4 protein-coding genes are annotated in these 3,780 nt (G+C 66.7%); 1 reads left to right on the top strand and 3 read right to left on the bottom strand.

Annotated elements, in window-relative coordinates; all coding sequences use genetic code 11:
* Positions 1-145 precede the first annotated feature (145 nt).
* A complete protein-coding gene (locus PMI14_RS22970; RefSeq protein WP_007857814.1) occupies positions 146-1,417 on the top strand; it encodes a M20/M25/M40 family metallo-hydrolase in 1,272 nt (423 codons plus the stop codon).
* A gap of 74 nt (positions 1,418-1,491) precedes the next feature.
* On the opposite strand, the gene PMI14_RS22965 is transcribed toward PMI14_RS22970, so the two are convergent.
* From PMI14_RS22965 to PMI14_RS22955, 3 genes are all read right to left on the bottom strand, one after another.
* A complete protein-coding gene (locus PMI14_RS22965; RefSeq protein WP_035205262.1) occupies positions 1,492-2,451 on the bottom strand; it encodes a 2-hydroxyacid dehydrogenase in 960 nt (319 codons plus the stop codon).
* Between the two features lie 92 nt (positions 2,452-2,543).
* Positions 2,544-3,005, bottom strand: coding sequence for a nuclear transport factor 2 family protein (locus PMI14_RS22960; RefSeq protein WP_007857812.1), 462 nt, complete (start codon positions 3,003-3,005; stop codon positions 2,544-2,546).
* A gap of 139 nt (positions 3,006-3,144) precedes the next feature.
* A partial coding sequence (locus PMI14_RS22955; protein ID WP_007857811.1) for a 5-dehydro-4-deoxyglucarate dehydratase occupies positions 3,145-3,780 on the bottom strand: 636 nt, incomplete at its 5' end.

Here is a 3,780-nt window from a genome sequence, read left to right as displayed (position 1 = left end):
GCGCCGCCGGGCGCACATCCCGGCTCCCGCCCTTCAACAAAGCATGCTGTCAAAACAGCCGACACTTGCGGCAACCAGCAAAGCCCCCGCCATCAGCAACATAATCAGCCTTCGCCATTCACTTGCCGCTGCCAGCAGCCAAACCATGTCCCATCCCCTCCGCCCCCTGATCGCCTCCCTCTCCCTGGCCTTCGCCGCCGCCATGGCCCACGCCGCCCCCGTGGCTGAGGTGCATGGCCTGGCGCAGAAGGAACAGCAACTCCTGCTCGACACCCTGCGCGACCTGGTGCACATCGAGTCGGGCAGCAAGGACATCGAGGGCCTGAACCAGATCGCCGAGCGCATCGCCAGCCAGCTCAAGCAACTGGGCGGCACGGTGGACGTGCTGCAGACCAGCGACGTCTACCGCCTGGACGACACGCCCGAAAAGGTGGGCCCCGCCGTGCAGGCCGTGTTCAAGGGCACCGGCACGAAGAAGATCATGCTGATCGCGCACATGGACACGGTGTACTTGAAGGGCATGCTCAAGGGCCAGCCCTTCCGCATCGAAGGCGACAAGGCCTATGGCCTGGGCATCTCCGACGACAAACAGGGCATCGCCCTCATCATCCACACCATCGCCCTGCTGCAAAAGCTCAATTTCAAGGACTACGGCACGCTCACGGTGCTGGTCAATGGCGACGAGGAGATCAGCTCGCCCGGCTGGCGCAGCACCATCACCCGCGTGGCCTCGGAGCACGACGTGGTGCTCTCGTTCGAAGGTGGCGGCACCGACGGCACGCTGCGCCTGGCCACCAGTGGCATCGGCGCGGCCTACCTCACGGTGCAGGGCAAGGCATCGCATGCCGGCGCCAAGCCCGAGGATGGCGTGAACGCGCTGTACGAGCTGTCGCATCAGCTGCTGCAGATGAAGGACCTGTCCAAGAACGACGAAGGCCTCAAGCTCAACTGGACCGTCTCCAAGTCCGGCACCAACCGCAACGTGATCCCCGCCGAGGCCACGGCCCAGGCCGATGCGCGCGCGCTCAAGGTGGCGGACTTCGACGGGCTGGAAAAGGCGCTGCAGGAAAAGATCAAGACGAAACTGCTGCCCGCCTCCAAGGTGGACGTGAAGTTCGAGGTGCGCCGCCCGCCGCTCGAAGCCAGCGAGGCCTCGCGCCGCGTGGCCGGCTATGGCAAGGTCATCTACCAGGAGCTGGGCCTGCCCCTCGCCGTGGTCGAGAAGGCCACGGGCGGTGGTACCGATGCGGCCTTCGCTGCGCTCAAGACCAAGGGCGCCGTCGTGGAGGGCATGGGCCTGTCGGGCTACGGTGCCCACTCCAACGATGCCGAGTACGTGCAGATCAATACCATCGTGCCGCGCCTGTACCTGGCCGCGCGCATGATCATGGACATCTCCAAGGGCGTCTTGAAGTAACAGGGATGGTGCGCCCCTGGCGGCGCGCCTTGTCTCGGCCCTCGCCGGCGCATGCCGGTGGGGGCTTTTTTATGTCAGGTGACCGGTACCGGCACGCGCACGACGCCGGTGGCGTAGAAGGATTCCAGGTTCTCCAGCACCAGGTCGGCCATGGCGCGGCGGGTTTCGTGCGTGGCGCTGGCGGTGTGCGGGGTAAGGACCACGTTGTCCAGGTCCATCAGTGCAGCAGGCACCTGGGGTTCGTCCTCGAACACGTCCAGGCCGGCACCGGCGATGCGTTTTTGCTGCAGGGCCTCGACCAGCGCGGCCTGGTCCACCACGCTGCCGCGCGCCACGTTGATGAGGTAGCCCCGGGGCCCCAGGGCCTCCAGCACCTCGCGGTTGACCATGTGGCGCGTGGAGGCGCCACCGGCCACGGTGAGCACCAGGTAGTCGGCCCACTGTGCCAGCGCCAGCAGGGAGTCGAGGCGGGGCAGTGCAGAGCCTTCGACCGGGCGGCGGTTGTAGTAGCCGACCTCCATGTGAAAGCCTGCGGCGCGTTCGGCCACGGCCAGGCCGATGCGGCCCATGCCGACGATCCCCAGGCGCTTGCCCGACACCCGGGTCTGTGGTGCGTAGCGCGCCTTGGGCCATTCGCCGCGGCGCACGAAGCGGTCGCTCGCGGCCACGCCGCGCGACACGTCGAGCATCAGCGCAAACGCCATGTCGGCCACGCAGTCGTTGAGCACGTCGGGCGTGTAGCCCACGGGGATGCCACGCGCCTGGCACGCGGCAATGTCCAGTGCATCGAAGCCCACGCCGAAGCTGCTCACCACCTGCAGCTTGGAAAGTGCTGCGATCACCTCGGCCTTGAGGCCGATGGAGGCCGACGTGACCACACCGGTGAAGCTGGTGCCGTGCGCGGCCAGGAAGGCAGCCGGGTCGGCCTGGTCGGACAGGCAGACCACGTCATAGCGGGCGGCCAGGTCGGTCTCCAGCGCGGCAAGGGGCAGGCGGGCGATCTGCAGGAGGCGGGGTTTGGAGGGCTGGGTCATGAAGGGCAGGAAAAAGGCCGGTGGCGTGGAGCCGAACCGGCCGTTGTGAATGGCGGTCCGCAGCACCGTGGCGGCGGACCATGGCGACGATCTTACGTCGCTACGCGCACTGCTTGCCGCGCCAGCAGCTTCCAGCTGCTGCCCTGCTGCTGCCAGACACCCAGGATCTTGATCTGCACCTTGCCGGGCTTGCCCGAGTCGTTGGTGTCGGCCGTGAGGGTGTGGCGCACGATGGCGGTGTTGCCCACCACCTTGATGGTCTGCTCGGTGATGGCGATGGTCACGAAGTCGGACTTGCCGGCGAGCAGGTCGCCGATGAAGCTGTCCTTGGTGTCCACGCGGCCGCCCGAGTGGCCATAGCTCAGGTCGTCGGCCACCAGCTGGGCCAGGGCGGCCTGGGTGGGGTCGATCATGGCCACGCGCAGGCGTTCGGCCGCGGCTGCCACCGATTGCTCGGATGCGGCGGACGATGCGGCAGGTGGGTTGCTGGCGCAGCCCGAGAGGGCCGCGATGGCCACGGCAGCCGCGGCTGCGAGGACGATTTTCTTGAACATCTTGTCTGTCTCCATTGTTGTGTTTGAAAAAAGATGGGCGTGCCGCGTCTACACCGGGAGCCCGTGCACGGCCAGGCGCCTGGAGATCTGAAAGCGATGAAAAAAGGGCCTGGGGCGTGGTCCAGGCCCTTGCGTGGGCTTACTGCGGGCCGAGCTTGTCGATCAGCGCCTTGAGCTGCTCCAGCTCGGCGGGCTTGAGGTCCGTCAGCGGCGCGCGCACCGGGCCCGCATCGTGGCCCACTAGCTTGGCTCCCGCCTTGATGATGCTCACGCCGTAGCCTTCCACCTTGTTGCGGATGTCCAGGTAGGGCATGAAGAACTCCTTGAGCAGCTTGTGCTGCGTGGCCATGTCGTCGGCTGCCACCGCCTTGTAGAAGTCCATCGCCGTCTTGGGGATGAAGTTGAACACCGCCGAGGAGTACACCGGTGTGCCCAGCGCCTTGTACGCTGCCGCATACACCTCGGCCGTGGGCAGGCCACCCAGGTAGGAGAAGCGGTCACCCATCTTCATGAAGATCGAGGACATGGTCTCGATGTTGCCCACGCCGTCCTTGAAACCGATCAGGTTGGGGCAGCGCTCGGCCAGGATGGCCAGCGAGTTGGCCGTGAGCTTGGTGCGGTCGCGGTTGTAGACGATGACACCGAACTTCACGCTGTTGCAGACGGCGGCCACATGCTCGATCAAGCCTTCCTGGCCGGCTTCGGTCAGGTAGTGGGGCAACAGCAGGATGCCGTGGGCGCCCAGGCGCTCGGCCTCCTGGGCGTGGGCGATGGC

The sequence above is a fragment of the Acidovorax sp. CF316 genome (assembly GCF_000276605.1).
GTDB lineage: Bacteria > Pseudomonadota > Gammaproteobacteria > Burkholderiales > Burkholderiaceae_C > Acidovorax.
The sequence above is the reverse complement of the archived record's forward strand: the minus strand, read 5'-3'. Positions and strand labels throughout refer to the sequence as shown.